The organism is Mesorhizobium sp. M0968, from assembly GCF_040319065.1.
Classification (GTDB): domain Bacteria; phylum Pseudomonadota; class Alphaproteobacteria; order Rhizobiales; family Rhizobiaceae; genus Mesorhizobium.
The window spans coordinates 420,533-436,029 of sequence record NZ_JAMYNL010000001.1 but is presented as its reverse complement, the minus strand read 5'-3'; the positions used below and the strand labels follow the sequence as shown (position 1 = coordinate 436,029).

Genomic DNA, 15,497 nt, shown 5'->3' with positions numbered 1-15,497 from the left:
TGTCCTCCCACGCCCCGATCCGGAAGATCGTGCCGCGATGTGCTGTGAACCAGCCTTGCATCGGGCACATCGTCTGTGAAATAGATTCACCAATGGCCAGGCCCGACATCAATCGCTCCGGCGAGATCGAAGTGTTCGTCCGCGTCGTCGAGGCGGGCAGCTTTTCAGCCGCTGCCCGCGCGTTGCGGATGACGCCGTCGGCGGTGAGCAAGCTGATCGCGCGGCTGGAGGCGCGGCTTGGTGCGCGGCTGGTCAGCCGTTCGACGCGCAAGCTGCAACTGACGCCGGAGGGGGCGGCGTTCTTCGACAGCGGCGTGCGCGTCCTTGCCGACATGGCGGCGGCCGAGCGCGAGGCAGCGGCGGGTGCCGCGCCGCGTGGCCGGCTGCGGATCAACAGCTACGTGCCTTTCGGGCAGCATCGGCTGATCCCGCTTTTGCCGCGTTTCCTAGAGCGCTACCCCGAAATCTCGGTCGATCTGGTGTTGACCGACGATGTCATCGACCTGATGGAGGAGCGCGCTGACGTCGCCATCCGCGCCGGGCCGCTCGGCGAATCACGGCTGGTGGCGCGCAAGCTCGGGCAGAGCCGGGTGGTCGTCGTTGCGGCGCCATCGTATCTCGAAGCGCGTGGCACGCCCAAGACGCCCGCCGACCTCGATCGTCACAACCGGATGGGATTCCGTTTCGTTCGTCACCTCGAGGGCTGGCCTTTTATCGACGCGGCCGGCAAACCGATCACCCTGTCGATCATCGGAAATACGCTGGTCAGCGACGGCGAGGCGATGCGGCTGATGGCGCTCTCGGGGGCGGGCATCGCCCGGCTGGCACGCTGGCATGTGGAGGCCGACATTGCCGCCGGCCGGCTTCTGCCGCTGCTGGAAGATTTCAATCCCGGCGACGAGGAACTCACCCACGCCGTCTATGTCGGCCAAGGCAAGTATCTGCCGGCGCGGGTGCGGGCGTTTTTGGACTTTTTGGTCGAGACTGTTCGGCTGACTTGAGCCCAAAAAAAGATAGGGAGCCTGCCGGCTCCCGAAGCATCAAATCGAAGGTAAATTGAACTACTTTTTCGGCACAAAGGGCGCCGGCCGCCGGCCGGCCGCCTGACGCTCCAGCATCCAGCCCGGGTATTCGGCGGGCAGGGCACTGACTTCGTCGAGGCGAACAAGATCATCGGCATCGAGCTGCAACTCGGTGGCTGCAAGGTTCTGTTCCAGCTGCTCCATGCGGCTGGCGCCGATGATGACGCTCATCACGAATGGCTTGGCCAGGACATAGCCGAGCGCCACCGTGGCGACGCTGACGCCGTGCTTGACGGCGATCTCGCGCATGACAGCGACCGCTGCCCAGGCACGGTCCTCATTGACCGGCGGGAAATTGAAGCTGGCGCGACGGCCCTCGCCATTGCCGGGGGCGCCCGGTCCGTATTTGCCGGAGAGCAGGCCGCCAGCCATCGGCGACCAGACCATCAGCCCGAGTTTCTCCTCGTTGAGCAGCGGCACGATTTCGCGCTCGAGATCGCGGCCGGCGATCGAATAATACGACTGCACGGTCTCGAAGCGGGCAAAGCCTTTGCGCTCCGCAATACCCAGCGCCTTGGCGATGCGCCAGGCCTGCCAGTTCGAGACGCCGACATAGCGGACCTTGCCGGCGGCAACCAGGTCGTCGAGCGCCCGCAGCGTTTCGTCGATCGGCGTCACCGTGTCGGTGCCGTGCAGCTGGTAGAGATCGATGTGATCGAGCTGTAGCCGCTCGAGGCTGCTCTCGACCGAATCCATGATGTGGCCGCGCGAGGAACCGCGCTGGTTCGGGCCGCCGCCCATGGCGCCATGAACCTTGGTGGCGATGATCACGTCCTGACGGTTGACGCCAAGGTTCCTGAGCGACTGGCCGAGAAGCCGTTCCGAGGCGCCGAAGGAATAGACATCCGCCGTGTCGAAGAAATTGACGCCGGCGGCGAGGGAGCGGGCAACGATCTCGTCGACGCCCTTCTGGTCGAGGCTGGCGATCAGGCCCCATTGGGCATTCTCGCCGGCCGCGCCGAACGTCATCGTGCCGAGGCAAAGTTCGGAGACGAACATCCCCGTATTTCCAAGTTGATTGTAACGCATGGTGGCTCCAGACGGGTTGAGAATAACTCGACCCATATAGGAACGAAACGTTCCGTTTCTATACGCTGGCTTAGTCAATGTCAGCCTGTGGCCTAAGGTCGGCTGCGCCTCATCTGGCGCCGAAAATCGCCGATCCGACCCTGACACTGGTCGCGCCGAAGGCGATCGCGGTTTCGTAGTCGCCGGACATGCCCATGGAGAGCTTGTCGACGCAGGCCTCGAGCCCAAGCTTTTCCAGCAGCGCGAAATGCGGACCGGGGTTCTCGTCGGCCGGCGGAATGCACATCAGCCCTTCGATGGCGAGGGCGTGAACCGAGCGGCAGCGGGCGACGAAGGCGACAGCCTCGCGTGGCTCGATGCCGGCCTTTTGCGGCTCGGAGCCGGTGTTGACCTGGACATAGAGCCTTGGCGTCCTGCCCTGCCTGGCGATTTCCTTGGCCAGCTCTGCGGCGATCTTTTCACGGTCGATGGTTTCGATGACGTCGAACAATGCCACCGCTTCCTTGGCCTTGTTCGATTGCAGCGGACCGATCAGATGCAGCTCGACGTCGGGAAACGCCGTCCGCAGTGCCGGCCATTTGGCTTGTGCTTCCTGGACGCGGTTTTCGCCGAAGACGCGCTGGCCGGCCTCGATGACGGGGCGGATATCGGCGGCGTCGAAGGTTTTCGAGACCGCGACCAGCGTCACCGCTCCGGCCTCACGGCCTGCCTCGCGCTCGGCGGCAGCGATCCTTGCCTTGACCGTGAAAAGCTGTTCGGCGGCGCTCGCCATGCCTATATCCTGCCTGTGTTTGGCTTTTCGCCGGATCGCCGCAGTTGACGGGTCCGGCAATCCATGGTGAACACCGCGACGACATTTCCTGAGCCGCCCGGGCATTGTCCGGCGGCTCGCGCATGCTTTTAAGTGAAAAACACCCGATGGCAACCGAACGATACAATCCGCGCGCGTCAGAGCCCAAATGGCAGAAGGCCTGGGACGCCAAGAAGCTGTTCGAAGCCGACAATGACGACCCGCGCCCGAAATACTACGTGCTGGAGATGTTCCCCTATCCGTCGGGGCGCATCCATATCGGCCATACCCGCAACTATACGATGGGCGATGTGGTGGCGCGCTACAAGCGGGCCAAGGGTTTCAATGTGCTGCACCCGATGGGCTGGGACGCCTTTGGCATGCCAGCCGAAAACGCGGCGATGCAGAACAAGGTCCATCCCAAGGACTGGACCTATCAGAACATCGCCGCCATGCGCGAGCAGCTCAAGGTCATGGGCCTGTCGCTCGATTGGGCGCGCGAGTTCGCCACCTGCGATGTCGACTACTATCACCGCCAGCAGATGCTGTTCCTCGATTTCGTCGAGAAGGGGCTGGTGACGCGCAAATCCTCCAAGGTCAACTGGGATCCGGAGGACATGACGGTGCTTGCCAACGAGCAGGTCATCGACGGACGCGGCTGGCGCTCAGGCGCGCTGGTGGAACAGCGCGAGCTGACGCAGTGGTTCTTCAAGATCACCGATTATGCGCAGGATCTGCTGGATTCGCTCGATCAGCTCGACGACTGGCCGGAAAAAGTGAAGCTGATGCAGGCGAACTGGATCGGCCGTTCAGAAGGGCTGCTGATTCGCTGGCCGCTGGTCAAGCCAATCGCCGGCGAGCATGAGCTCGAAGTCTATACGACAAGGCCCGACACGATCTTCGGCGCGTCCTTCATGGCGATTGCGGCCGACCATCCGCTGGCCAAAAAGGCCGCCGAAGACAATCCGGCACTGGCAAAGTTCATCGACGAAGTCCGCCATATGGGCACTTCGGCGGCGGCCTTGGAGACGGCCGAGAAGAAGGGTTTCGATACCGGCACTCGCGTCGTCCATCCGTTCGACGAGAGGTGGACGCTACCCGTCTACGTCGCCAATTTCGTGCTGATGGACTATGGCACCGGCGCCATCTTCGGCTGCCCGGCACATGACCAGCGCGACCTCGACTTCGCCAACAGATACGGCCTTCCGGTCATTCCGGTGGTGATGCCGGAAGGCGAGAATCAAGGAAGCTTCCAGGTCATCGACGAGGCTTACGTCGATGATGGCGCGATGATCAATTCGCGCTTCCTCGACGGCATGAAGCCGGATCAGGCATTCGACGAGGTGGCGAAGCTGCTGGAACAAAGGACCATCGGCAACCGGCCGATGGCAGAGCGCAAGGTGAATTTCCGCCTGCGCGACTGGGGCATTTCGCGCCAGCGCTATTGGGGCTGCCCGATCCCGATGATCCATTGCGAGGATTGCGGCGTGGTGCCGGTGCCGAAAGCCGACCTGCCGGTCAAGCTGCCGGACGACATCGAGTTCGACCGGCCGGGCAATCCGCTCGATCGCCATCCGACATGGCGGCACGTCAAATGCCCGCGTTGCGGCAAGGATGCGCGGCGCGAAACCGACACGATGGACACATTTGTCGATTCTTCGTGGTATTTCGCTCGCTTCACCGCGCCGTGGGCAAACGATCCGACCGATCCCGAGGCCGCGACTGAATGGCTGCCGGTCGACCAGTATATTGGCGGTATTGAGCATGCGATCCTGCATTTGCTCTATTCGCGCTTTTTCACCCGCGCCATGCGCGAGACCGGCCATGTCGATCTCGCCGAGCCGTTCAGGGGCCTGTTCACGCAAGGCATGGTGGTGCACGAGACCTATCGGGTTGGCGGCGCCTCGAACGGCCGCTGGCTTGCGCCAAGCGAGGTCAGGCTGGAAGACGCCGACGGCAAGCGCCGCGCCTTCGAAATCGCCACCGGCGAAGAGGCGGTGATCGGTCCGCTCGAAAAGATGTCGAAGTCGAAGAAGAATACGGTGAGTCCGGAAGAGATCACCGACGGCTACGGCGCCGATACGGCGCGCTGGTTCATGCTGTCGGACTCGCCGCCCGAGCGCGATGTCGAATGGACCGACGAGGGTGCGGCCGGCGCGCATCGCTTCATCCAGCGCATCTGGCGCCTGGTGTCGACGGCTGCCGAATCGCTCGCCGGAGTCCGGCCAGAGGCGGCGAAGGACGGCGAGGCCGGGACAGTGTCCAAGGCCGCGCACAAGATCCTGAAGTTGGTCGGCGAGGATATCGAAAAGCTCGCCTTCAACCGCGCCATCGCCCGCATCTATGAGCTCGCCAATGCCTTGACCGTACCGCTCAACGAGGCGGCAGAGGGCAAGGCCGGTCCGGCCCTGCAAGCGGCCTGCCGTGAGGCCGTCGAGATCCTGGTGCACCTGATCGCGCCGGTCATGCCGCATCTGGCCGAGGAGTGCTGGCAGACGCTCGGCGGCACCGACCTTGTCGCCGAACGGCCCTGGCCGGACTACGATGCCTCGCTTGTCGTCGACGCCGAGATCGTGCTGCCGGTCCAGGTCAACGGCAAGAAGCGCGGTGATTTGACAATTGCCCGCGACGCGGACCAAGGTGCGGTCGAAAAAGCGGTTCTGGCTCTCGAGTTCGTGCAGAAAGCGCTCGAAGGTAAGGCGCCGCGCAAGGTGATCATCGTGCCGCAGAGGATCGTCAATGTCGTTGCCTGATCCGAAAAAAGCGGAGCTGACGCTGCGCCGTGTCGTGCTTTACGGGCTGCTCGCCTCGGTGGCGCTGGTTTCCGCCTGCACGGTGCGGCCGCTCTATTCGAGCGCGCCGCTGATCGCCGGCTCGCAGGTCGGCGCCGCTGCCGAGCTGGCATCGATCTCGGTCAAGCCGGTCAAGACCCGCTACGCCCAGCAGGTCCGCAACAATTTGATCTTCGCGCTCGGCCAGGGCGCCGGCGAGCCGGCTTCGCCGGTCTATTCGCTTGATCTCGGCGTCTCCGAACTCGTCGAATCGGCGGCAATCGAGCAGGTCACGACCGACGAGGACGAGCCGACCGCCGGCACTGTGACGCTGACCGCCAACTATGTGCTCAGCGATGCCAAGACGGGCACGGTCATAGCGAGGGGCAAGCGCTCGATTCCGTCGTCATACGACAGGCCGCGCCAGGAATTCGCGTCATACCGGGCCCAGATCGACGCCGAGAACCGTGCGGCGCGCGAGCTGGCAGATGTGCTGCGGCTGTCGATCGCTCAGGATCTGATCAAGCACGGCAAGCCGGCGGCAAGCTAGGTCTTTCCGGAGTGCGCAATCTGCAAAAAAAGGCCGATTGCTCGGCCTTTTTTTATTCGTAGGATAGTCGCTTCAGCCGATCTTCTGCCCGGTCTTTGCCCAGTCGGCGAGGAACAGTTCCAGGCCCTTGTCGGTCAGCGGGTGTTTGACCAGTGCCTTGAGCGTCGCCGGCGGCGCGGTGATGACATCGGCACCGATCAGCGCCGCCTGCTTGACATGGTTCACGGTGCGCACAGAAGCGGTCAGGATCTCGGTCTGGAAGTCATAATTGTCGTAGATGGTGCGGATATCGGCAATCAGCTCCATGCCGTCCCAGCCGCTGTCGTCGATGCGGCCGACGAAGGGCGAGATGAAGGAGGCGCCGGCCTTGGCGGCGAGCAGCGCCTGGGTGGCCGAGAAGCACAGCGTGACGTTGACCATGCGGCCGTCCGACCGGATGTCCTTGCAGGCTCTCAGGCCATCGAGCGTCAGCGGCACCTTGATGCAGACATTGTCGGCGATCCTGGCCAGGATCTTGGCCTCCGCCATCATGTCCTTGTATTCGGTGGCGACGACTTCGGCCGAGACTGGGCCCTTGACGATCTCGCAGATCTCTCTTGTGACGTCGGCGATCTTGCCGCCGGATTTCAGGATCAGCGACGGATTGGTGGTTACGCCGTCGAGCAGCCCCAAATCGTTCAGCTCGCGGATTTCCTTGACATCGGCGGTGTCGACAAAAAATTTCATGGCGGTCTCCTGAAGATTTTTCATGTGCACGTCATGCACATTCGGGGTCGGACTTTGATCTAGACCAAAGTCGGGGCAAGGTCACGCCTCATGATCGAAGATTCGCCCTTTGTCGCGGCCGCACCGGTGCTGGTGCCGATGCCCGCCGAGCGCCCCTACACCTATGCCGTGCCGGCTGGCATGCGCGTGGTGCCGGGCTCGATCGTGCGCGTTCCGCTTGGGCCCCGCCAGGTCGCCGGCATCGTCTGGGACGGCGCCGTCGAAAAGGTCGACGCGAAGAAATTGCGGCCGATCGAGCAGGTTTTCGACTGCCCGCCGATCGACCGCGCGATGCGGCGTTTTGTCGATTGGGTGGCGCAGTACACGCTGTCGCCGCCCGGCATGGTGGCGCGCATGCTGCTCAGGGCGCCGGAGGCGTTCGATCCGGAGCCGTGGATCGAAGGGCTGCAGCGCACCTTCGCCAAGCCCGACCGGATGACGGAGGCGAGGACGCGCGTGCTGGAGACGGCCGAAGGCGGACTTGCCTGGACGCGATCCGGCCTGGCGCATGCGGCAGGCGTGTCGTCGACGGTGGTGGACGGGCTGCGGGCGCAGGGCGTATTCCAGACGGTGATGATCCCGCCGCGGCCGGTGGTCGCAGCACCCGATCCCGGCTACGCCGTGCCTTCACTGATGCCCGACCAGAGCGATGCCGCCGAGACGCTGCGCGCCAATGTCGCGACCGGTACATTCGGGGTCACCCTGCTCGACGGTGTAACCGGATCCGGCAAGACGGAGGTCTATTTCGAGGCGGTCGCGGCCGCGCTCGATCGCGGCAAGCAGGTGCTGATCCTGCTGCCGGAAATTGCGCTGACCCATGCCTTCCTCGAACGCTTCCAGGAGCGGTTCGGCGCCAAGCCGGCGGAGTGGCACTCGGACCTGCCGCCAAGGATGCGCGAAAAGGTCTGGCGGCAGGTAGCGGAAGGCGGCGCGCGGGTCGTCGCCGGCGCGCGCTCGGCGCTGTTCCTGCCGTTCAGGGAGCTTGGACTGATCGTCGTCGACGAAGAGCACGATCCCGCCTACAAGCAGGAGGATCGCGTCTTTTACAACGCGCGCGACATGGCCGTGGTGCGCGGCCATATCGGCGGCTTTCCGGTCGTGCTCGCCTCGGCGACACCGTCGGTCGAAAGCCGGGTCAATGCCAGCCAGGGCCGCTACAGCAGGGCGGTGCTTTCGGCGCGCTTTGCCGAGGCGGCACTTCCCGATCTCAAGACGATCGACATGCGCCGCGCGCCGCCGGCACGCGGCGGCTTCCTGTCGCCGGTGCTGCTCGGCCATATGCGGCAGACGCTGGAAAGAAAGGAACAGTCGCTGCTGTTCCTCAACCGGCGCGGTTATGCGCCGCTGACGCTCTGCCGGGTCTGCGGCCACCGCTTCGGCTGTCCGGTCTGCTCGGCCTGGCTGGTCGAGCACCGCTTTCGCGGCCAGCTCGTCTGCCACCACTGCGGGCACAATGAACGCCGGCCCGAAGCCTGTCCGGAATGCGGCACGCTCGATCATCTGGTCGCCTGCGGGCCAGGCGTCGAGCGCATCGCCGAGGAGGTCGTCGCGCATTTCCCCGATGCCCGCACCATCGTCTTGTCGTCCGACCTGATGGGCGGCGTGCGGCGGCTGCGGCTCGAGCTTGAAGCCATCGCCAATGGCGAGGCCGACATCGTCATCGGCACGCAACTCGTCGCGAAGGGCCATAATTTCCCCAACATGACGCTGGTCGGTGTGGTCGATGCCGATCTCGGCCTTGCCAATGGCGACCCGCGCGCCGCCGAGCGCACCTTCCAACTGCTCAGCCAGGTGACCGGCCGCGCCGGTCGCACCGGCAAGAAAAGCCTCGGCCTGCTGCAGACCTTCCAACCCGACCACCCGGTGATGCGCGCGATCGTCTCAGGCGATGCCGAGGCCTTCTACGAGCGCGAGATCGCCGAGCGTGAGCGGGCGGGGCTGCCGCCCTTCGGCAGGCTCGCCGGCGTCATCGTCAGCGCGGCGACACGGGCCGAAGCCGAAGGGCACGCCCGTGGCCTGCGTCGCGCCGCGCCGCAAGCCACCGACCTGTTCGTGCTCGGCCCGGCCGAGGCGCCGCTGTCATTGATCGGCGGCCGCCATCGCTTTCGCCTGCTGATCCAGGGCGAGCGGCGCGCCGACATGCAAGGGTTCATTCGCACCATGCTGGCCGAGGGACCAAAGATAAGGGGCTCGGTGCGAGTCCAGGTCGACATCGACCCGCAGAGCTTTTTGTAAGCTGTCGAATTACCCTTTCGAGGCGCGTTCGGTGAATGGGTTCAGGTAAGGCACGTCGAGAATCGCAAAATGCCGGGTGTTGGCCGTCAAAACTGACAGGCCGTGCAAACGGGCAGTAGCTGCGATCAGAACGTCCGCCAGACCCGGATTGGCGCCTCTGGCGATAGTGGCGTCTTCCAGTTTTCCGGCTTCTCGCGCGATTGCTAAATCGATGGGAAGGATGCGCTGGTTGAACTCTAGAAGCAACCTTTCGAACCACTCATTGATGCGCTCTGCCTTCATATGCCCGCCCGCCCGCTTCAGTTTCGCGATTCCTCGTTCCACCTCCAAGATGACGATCGACGAGAGCTGCCAAGAGCCGCGTTCTCCTTGTTCGGCAACCCAGTTCTGCACGTGTGCCGGAAGCAGAGGCCGACCAGGTGCAAATGCCGAGAGAAAAGACGTATCAAGCAGATAGCCGGTCAAAACTCCACTTCCCGCGACGGCGATTCGTTTCGCTCAAGCTCGATGCCGCCTGGATACTGAAGCAGGAAATCCACGAAGTCTTTTTGGCTGTTCTGCGGATAAAGTTTCCGTCCCTCACCGATTGGCACCACCATGACTGCGGGCTTGCCGTGCTTGGTGATAACCGTGGGCTCACCGTTCTCAGCAGCCTCCACGAGCGCGGAAAGGCTGGCCTTTGCCTCTCGTAGTTGCATCGTCTTCATGCGCGGAACCTCTTGTGGTCTCATGTAGTCACAATATAGGAATTGTGCAGAAAAAAACAGCCCGTTGTGTAACGTCCTGTTAGCCCGGTCGATACAACGGCGCTCGCGTTGGGCTGACGCCCCGTAAATTGCGACGGCCCATCTGGCGCATGTCTCTTGCTTCGCTAGAATGCCCGAAAATTTTGAATATCCATTTACGAGGGGACAAGGATGGAATTTGCGTTTCCATGGCCGATGAGCCAGGGCGAGTGGCTGGCATGGTCAAGCGCCGTCGTGACCTTGCTTTTCGGGCTGCTGCTGTTCCTGGCGCCAGGGCTGGCCTTCCGGATTCTCAGGCTGCAGGTCAAGCCCGAGAAGGCGGCGGCGATCGCCGAAGGTCGCGGCAGGATGTCGGGCTTCTATCTTGGTGTCAGCCTGTGCTGCATCCTCTTGGCGCAGCCGCTGCTCTATATGGCGCTCGGCTTCTCCTGGCTGTTCACCGCCTTCGGCCGGCTGCTATCGATGATGTCGGACGGCGCCAACACGCCGTTCAACTGGGCTTCCATCGTCGTCGAGCTGGTGCTGGCGGCGCTGCCGCTTGCCTTCGCCTTCGGCTTTTTGCCCTGAATCAGGGATCAATCCGGGGTTGGTTGCTGAACTCGCCCGGCGGATGCGACAATAGTGCCTGAAAACCATGCCGGACGACGCATTGCGGTCTGAAAATGCCTGTGCTAGACGGCAATCGACTTTCGACCGGGGATAGCGGAAGCCGCGCCTCCGTGCTTGGAAAAATGCAGTAAGGTCAAAGATTTAGCCAGAGTTTTTGCTCGCGCCAACAATCTGCGGCCTGTCAGACAAGAGAAAAGACGGTCCGTGGCCCAATCGTCATCGCCAATCTCAGGTGTCGCAGAACGCTATGCGGGTTCGCTGTTCGAACTCGCGCTGCAGGCCAATTCGGTCGCCAGCGTCGAGGCCGACCTCAACAGGTTCGAAACGATGCTCGAAGGCAGCGCTGACCTTTCGCGGCTGATCAGGAGCCCTGTCTTCTCCAGCGAGGACCAGGCCAAGGCGATCGCCGCGATCGCCGACAGAGCAGGGATTACCGGCCTCACCGGCAATTTCCTGCGCGTCGTTGCCCAGAATCGCCGGCTGTTCGCCGTGCCCGGCATGATCAAGGCGTTCCGCCAGATCGCCGCCGAACACCGCGGCGAGACCGCTGCCGAGGTCACCTCGGCGCATGCGCTGACGCCTGCCCAGGAAACCGAGCTGAAAGCAGCGCTGAAAAGCGTCGCCGGCAAAGACGTGGCGATCACGGTCACCGTCGATCCGTCGGTGCTCGGCGGACTGGTGGTCAAGATCGGCTCGCGCCAGATCGATACGTCGCTCAAAACCAAACTCAATTCGCTCAAGCTTGCACTGAAAGAGGTCGGCTGATGGACATCCGCGCCGCGGAAATTTCCGCAATTCTGAAAGACCAGATCAAGAATTTCGGCAAGGAGGCCGAGGTCTCCGAAGTCGGCCAGGTGCTGTCCGTCGGTGACGGTATCGCCCGCGTCTACGGCCTCGACAATGTCCAGGCCGGCGAGATGGTCGAGTTCCCCGGCGGCATCCGCGGCATGGCGCTCAACCTCGAAGCCGACAATGTCGGCGTTGTCATCTTCGGCGCCGACCGCGACATCAAGGAAGGCGACACCGTCAAGCGCACCGGCGCCATCGTCGATGCACCCGTCGGCATGGGTCTGCTCGGCCGCGTCGTCGACGCGCTCGGCAACCCGATCGACGGCAAAGGCCCGATCCAGGCCACCGAACGCAAGCGCGTCGACGTCAAAGCGCCCGGCATCATCCCGCGCAAATCGGTGAACGAGCCAATGTCGACCGGCCTCAAGGCCATCGACGCGCTGATCCCGGTCGGCCGCGGCCAGCGCGAGCTGGTCATCGGCGACCGCCAGACCGGCAAGACCGCGATCATCCTCGACACCATGCTCAACCAGAAATCGGTGCACGACAACGGCCCTGAGAAGGAAAAGCTGTACTGCGTCTATGTCGCCGTCGGCCAGAAGCGCTCGACCGTGGCGCAGTTCGTCAAGGTCCTGGAAGAGCGCGGCGCGCTCGACTATTCGATCATCATCGCCGCGACCGCCTCCGATCCGGCGCCGATGCAGTTCCTGGCGCCGTTCACCGCCTGCACCATGGGCGAATATTTCCGCGACAACGGCATGCACGCGCTGATCAGCTACGACGATCTGTCGAAGCAGGCCGTCGCCTATCGCCAGATGTCGCTGCTGCTGCGCCGTCCTCCGGGCCGCGAGGCCTATCCCGGCGACGTCTTCTACCTGCACTCGCGCCTGCTCGAGCGCGCTGCCAAGCTCAACGACGAAAACGGCGGCGGGTCTCTGACGGCGCTGCCGATCATCGAAACGCAGGCCAACGACGTTTCGGCCTATATCCCGACCAACGTCATCTCGATCACCGACGGCCAGATCTTCCTGGAAACCAATCTGTTCTTCCAGGGCGTGCGCCCGGCGGTCAATGTCGGCCTGTCGGTGTCGCGCGTCGGCTCCTCGGCGCAGATCAAGGCGATGAAGCAGGTTGCCGGATCGATCAAGGGCGAGCTCGCGCAGTACCGCGAAATGGCTGCTTTCGCGCAGTTCGGCTCCGACCTCGATGCCGCCACGCAACGCCTGCTCAACCGCGGCTCGCGCCTGACCGAGCTGTTGAAGCAGCCGCAATTCTCGCCGCTCAAGGTCGAGGAGCAGGTCGCGGTGATCTTCGCCGGCGTCAACGGCTATCTCGACAAGCTGACGATCAACCAGGTCGGCAAGTTCGAGCATGGCCTGTTGTCGCATATGCGCTCGGCCGGCAAGGACGTGCTCGACGGCATCCGCAAGGAGAAGGCGCTGTCCGACGATCTGCGCGCCAGGCTGAAGGCAGAAATCGACGCCTTCGCCAAGACCTTTGCTTGAGCAGGACGGACGGGATCAGGTTTGAAGCATGCCTTCGTTAAAAGACCTTCGTAACCGTATCGCCTCGGTCAAGGCGACGCAGAAGATCACCAAGGCGATGCAGATGGTCGCCGCGGCGAAGCTGCGTCGCGCGCAGGAAGCGGCGGAAGCGGCGCGTCCCTATTCGGAGCGTATGGGCGCGGTGCTGGCCAATATCACCCAGGCGATCGGCGGCGGCGGCGATGCCCCGGCACTGATGACCGGCACCGGCAAGGACGACGTGCATCTGCTTGTCGTCTGCACGGCCGAACGCGGTCTGTGCGGCGGCTTCAATTCGCAGATCGCCCGCTTTGCCCGCGACCACATCCGTAAGCTTCTGGCAGACGGCAAGCAGGTCAAGATCATCTGCGTCGGCAAGAAGGGGTTCGACATATTGCGCCGCGACTACGGGGCGCTGATCATCGAGCGTGTCGACCTGCGCGAGGTCAAGACGCTGGGCTTCGTCAATGCCGATGCCATCGCCAAGAAGGTGATCCACCTGTTCAACGAAGGCGGCTTCGATATCTGCACGCTGTTCTATTCGCAGTTCAAGTCGGTGATCAGCCAGATCCCGACGGCGCAGCAAATTATCCCGGCGGGCGCGCCTGCGGCTGGCGCGGAAGTGAGGGATGGCGGCAGCGCCGTCTACGAATACGAGCCGGAGCCGGGCGAGATCCTCTCCGATCTCATCCCGCGCAACATTTCCGTGCAGGTTTTTCGCGCGCTGCTCGAGAATGCTGCCGGCGAGATGGGCGCCAAGATGAGCGCCATGGACAATGCGACGCGCAACGCCGGCGACATGATCAACAAATTGTCGATCACCTACAACCGCCAGCGGCAGGCGCAGATCACCAAGGAATTGATCGAAATCATTTCGGGCGCCGAGGCGCTCTAGGCACGCCCACAAGGAGGTCATCGACCTCAAGCGTGTAAGAAACAAAGAGACGAAAAGGGTAAGGACGATGGCGAAAGCAGCGACCCCGAAGACGGCAGCCCCGAAGGCCGCGGCACCAGCGAAGGCTCCGGCAGCAGCAAAGGCCGCTCCGGCCAAGAAGGCGGCAGCAACCAAGGCCGCCGCTGTGAATGCGCCGGCCGACACCATCAAGAAAACCGGCCTGGCAGGCAAGGTTCGCCAGGTCATCGGCGCCGTTGTCGACGTCCAGTTTGGCGAACATCTGCCGGCGATCCTGAACGCGCTTGAGACGATCAACGTCGGCAATCGCCTGGTGCTAGAGGTGGCCCAGCATCTCGGCGAAAACACCGTGCGCTGCATCGCCATGGACTCGACCGAAGGTCTGGTCCGCGGCCAGGACGTCTATGACACCGGTGCACCGATTACCGTGCCGGTCGGCCCGGGCATGCTCGGCCGCATCATCAACGTCATCGGCGAGCCGGTCGACGAGGCAGGCCCGGTCGACGGCATCGAGATGCGCTCGATCCACCAGCCGGCGCCGACCTATGTCGAGCAGTCGACGGAAGCGCAGATCCTGGTCACCGGCATCAAGGTGCTCGACCTGCTGGCCCCCTATGCCCGCGGCGGCAAGATCGGCCTGTTCGGCGGCGCCGGCGTCGGCAAGACGGTGCTGATCCAGGAACTGATCAACAACGTCGCCAAGGCGCATGGCGGCTTCTCGGTGTTCGCCGGCGTCGGCGAGCGCACCCGCGAAGGCAACGACCTCTATCACGAGTTCATCGAGTCCGGCGTCAACAAGAAGGGCGGCGGCGAAGGCTCCAAGGCGGCGCTCGTCTATGGCCAGATGAACGAGCCGCCGGGCGCCCGCGCCCGCGTCGGCCTGACCGGGCTGACGGTTGCCGAATATTTCCGCGACCAGGGCCAGGACGTGCTGTTCTTCGTGGACAACATCTTCCGCTTCACGCAGGCGGGCTCGGAAGTGTCGGCGCTGCTCGGCCGCATTCCTTCAGCCGTGGGCTACCAGCCGACGCTGGCCACCGACATGGGCGCGCTGCAGGAGCGTATCACCACGACGACCAAGGGCTCGATCACCTCGGTGCAGGCGATCTATGTGCCGGCCGACGACCTGACCGACCCGGCACCGGCCACCTCGTTCGCCCACCTCGACGCGACGACCGTGCTCAACCGCGCGATTTCGGAAAAGGGCATCTATCCGGCCGTCGATCCGCTCGATTCGACCTCGCGCATGCTCGACCCGATGGTTGTCGGCGAAGAGCATTACCAGGTCGCCCGCCAGGTGCAGTCGATCCTTCAGCGCTACAAGTCGCTGCAGGACATCATCGCCATCCTGGGCATGGACGAGCTGTCGGAAGAGGATAAGCAGACCGTGGCCCGCGCCCGCAAGATCGAGCGCTTCCTGTCGCAGCCCTTCTTCGTCGCCGAAGTGTTCACCGGCGCACCGGGCAAGCTGGTCGACCTCGCCGACACCATCAAGGGCTTCAAGGGCCTTTGCAACGGCGATTACGACCATCTGCCGGAGGCCGCCTTCTACATGGTCGGCGGCATCGAGGAAGCGGTCGAGAAGGCACAGCGCCTGGCCGCCGAAGCGGCCTGATGGTGAATGGTCAATAGTGAATTGTGAATGGGGAGTAGCGGACAGGAAATCGGGGCTGAGTGAAGGTCATTCTTTCTGAC

The 15,497-nt window shown here is 63.7% G+C and carries 14 protein-coding genes; 9 read left to right on the top strand and 5 right to left on the bottom strand.

The genetic code is table 11. The features are described 5' to 3' along the window. Nucleotides 1-92 precede the first annotated feature (92 nt). Nucleotides 93-1,001, top strand: coding sequence for a LysR family transcriptional regulator (locus NKH67_RS02275; protein ID WP_352500794.1), 909 nt, complete (start codon nucleotides 93-95; stop codon nucleotides 999-1,001). Nucleotides 1,002-1,061: 60 nt separating this feature from the next. On the opposite strand, the gene NKH67_RS02270 is transcribed toward NKH67_RS02275, so the two are convergent. Both NKH67_RS02270 and NKH67_RS02265 read right to left on the bottom strand, forming a co-directional pair. Beyond that, entirely contained in the window at nucleotides 1,062-2,111 is a 1,050-nt protein-coding gene (locus tag NKH67_RS02270) for an aldo/keto reductase (protein ID WP_352471289.1), read from the bottom strand. A 109-nt stretch (nucleotides 2,112-2,220) separates the two neighbouring features. Beyond that, on the bottom strand, nucleotides 2,221-2,883 hold the full coding sequence (locus tag NKH67_RS02265) for a YggS family pyridoxal phosphate-dependent enzyme (RefSeq protein WP_352471288.1): 663 nt from the start codon (nucleotides 2,881-2,883) through the stop codon (nucleotides 2,221-2,223). A gap of 146 nt (nucleotides 2,884-3,029) precedes the next feature. Between NKH67_RS02265 and leuS the strand changes: the two genes are divergently transcribed. Together leuS and NKH67_RS02255 are read left to right on the top strand one after the other, a co-directional pair. Next, nucleotides 3,030-5,654, top strand: a complete 2,625-nt coding sequence (gene leuS / locus NKH67_RS02260) for a leucine--tRNA ligase (protein ID WP_352471287.1) — start codon at nucleotides 3,030-3,032, stop codon at nucleotides 5,652-5,654. Beyond that, entirely contained in the window at nucleotides 5,641-6,222 is a 582-nt protein-coding gene (locus NKH67_RS02255; RefSeq protein ID WP_352471286.1) for an LPS assembly lipoprotein LptE, read from the top strand. The genes leuS and NKH67_RS02255 overlap by 14 nt, the downstream gene beginning before the upstream one ends. Nucleotides 6,223-6,294: 72 nt before the next feature. On the opposite strand, the gene fsa is transcribed toward NKH67_RS02255, so the two are convergent. After that, nucleotides 6,295-6,948: a fructose-6-phosphate aldolase gene (fsa, locus tag NKH67_RS02250; RefSeq protein WP_023678103.1), complete on the bottom strand. Its 654-nt coding sequence runs from the start codon at nucleotides 6,946-6,948 to the stop codon at nucleotides 6,295-6,297. 90 nt (nucleotides 6,949-7,038) lie between these two features. Between fsa and NKH67_RS02245 the strand changes: the two genes are divergently transcribed. Then, nucleotides 7,039-9,222 (top strand): primosomal protein N', encoded by a 2,184-nt coding sequence (locus NKH67_RS02245; protein WP_352471285.1) that lies wholly within the window; start codon nucleotides 7,039-7,041, stop codon nucleotides 9,220-9,222. A gap of 9 nt (nucleotides 9,223-9,231) precedes the next feature. Here NKH67_RS02245 and NKH67_RS02240 read toward each other — a convergent pair whose 3' ends face one another. Further along, nucleotides 9,232-9,687: a type II toxin-antitoxin system VapC family toxin gene (locus NKH67_RS02240; RefSeq protein WP_352471284.1), complete on the bottom strand. Its 456-nt coding sequence runs from the start codon at nucleotides 9,685-9,687 to the stop codon at nucleotides 9,232-9,234. Beyond that, nucleotides 9,684-9,929, bottom strand: coding sequence for a type II toxin-antitoxin system Phd/YefM family antitoxin (locus NKH67_RS02235; protein WP_254018681.1), 246 nt, complete (start codon nucleotides 9,927-9,929; stop codon nucleotides 9,684-9,686). Before NKH67_RS02235 ends, NKH67_RS02240 begins: the two co-directional genes overlap by 4 nt. A 210-nt stretch (nucleotides 9,930-10,139) precedes the next feature. On the opposite strand from NKH67_RS02235, the gene NKH67_RS02230 reads away from it, so the two are divergent. The 5 genes from NKH67_RS02230 to atpD all read left to right on the top strand — a co-directional run bounded on the left by NKH67_RS02230 (nucleotide 10,140) and on the right by atpD (nucleotide 15,417). Next, complete coding sequence (locus NKH67_RS02230) at nucleotides 10,140-10,535, top strand: AGROH133_08824 family phage infection protein (protein WP_352500793.1); 396 nt, start codon at nucleotides 10,140-10,142, stop codon at nucleotides 10,533-10,535. Nucleotides 10,536-10,781: 246 nt separating this feature from the next. Further along, nucleotides 10,782-11,342, top strand: a complete 561-nt coding sequence (locus tag NKH67_RS02225) for a F0F1 ATP synthase subunit delta (RefSeq protein ID WP_352471282.1) — start codon at nucleotides 10,782-10,784, stop codon at nucleotides 11,340-11,342. Beyond that, nucleotides 11,342-12,871 (top strand): F0F1 ATP synthase subunit alpha, encoded by a 1,530-nt coding sequence (gene atpA / locus NKH67_RS02220; protein WP_352471281.1) that lies wholly within the window; start codon nucleotides 11,342-11,344, stop codon nucleotides 12,869-12,871. The genes NKH67_RS02225 and atpA overlap by 1 nt, the downstream gene beginning before the upstream one ends. A gap of 28 nt (nucleotides 12,872-12,899) precedes the next feature. Then, complete coding sequence (locus NKH67_RS02215) at nucleotides 12,900-13,784, top strand: F0F1 ATP synthase subunit gamma (protein ID WP_352471280.1); 885 nt, start codon at nucleotides 12,900-12,902, stop codon at nucleotides 13,782-13,784. Nucleotides 13,785-13,851: 67 nt separating this feature from the next. Beyond that, nucleotides 13,852-15,417 carry a F0F1 ATP synthase subunit beta gene (gene atpD / locus NKH67_RS02210; protein ID WP_352471279.1) on the top strand — a complete coding sequence of 522 codons (1,566 nt, stop codon included), beginning with the start codon at nucleotides 13,852-13,854 and terminating at the stop codon, nucleotides 15,415-15,417. Nucleotides 15,418-15,497 lie beyond the last annotated feature (80 nt).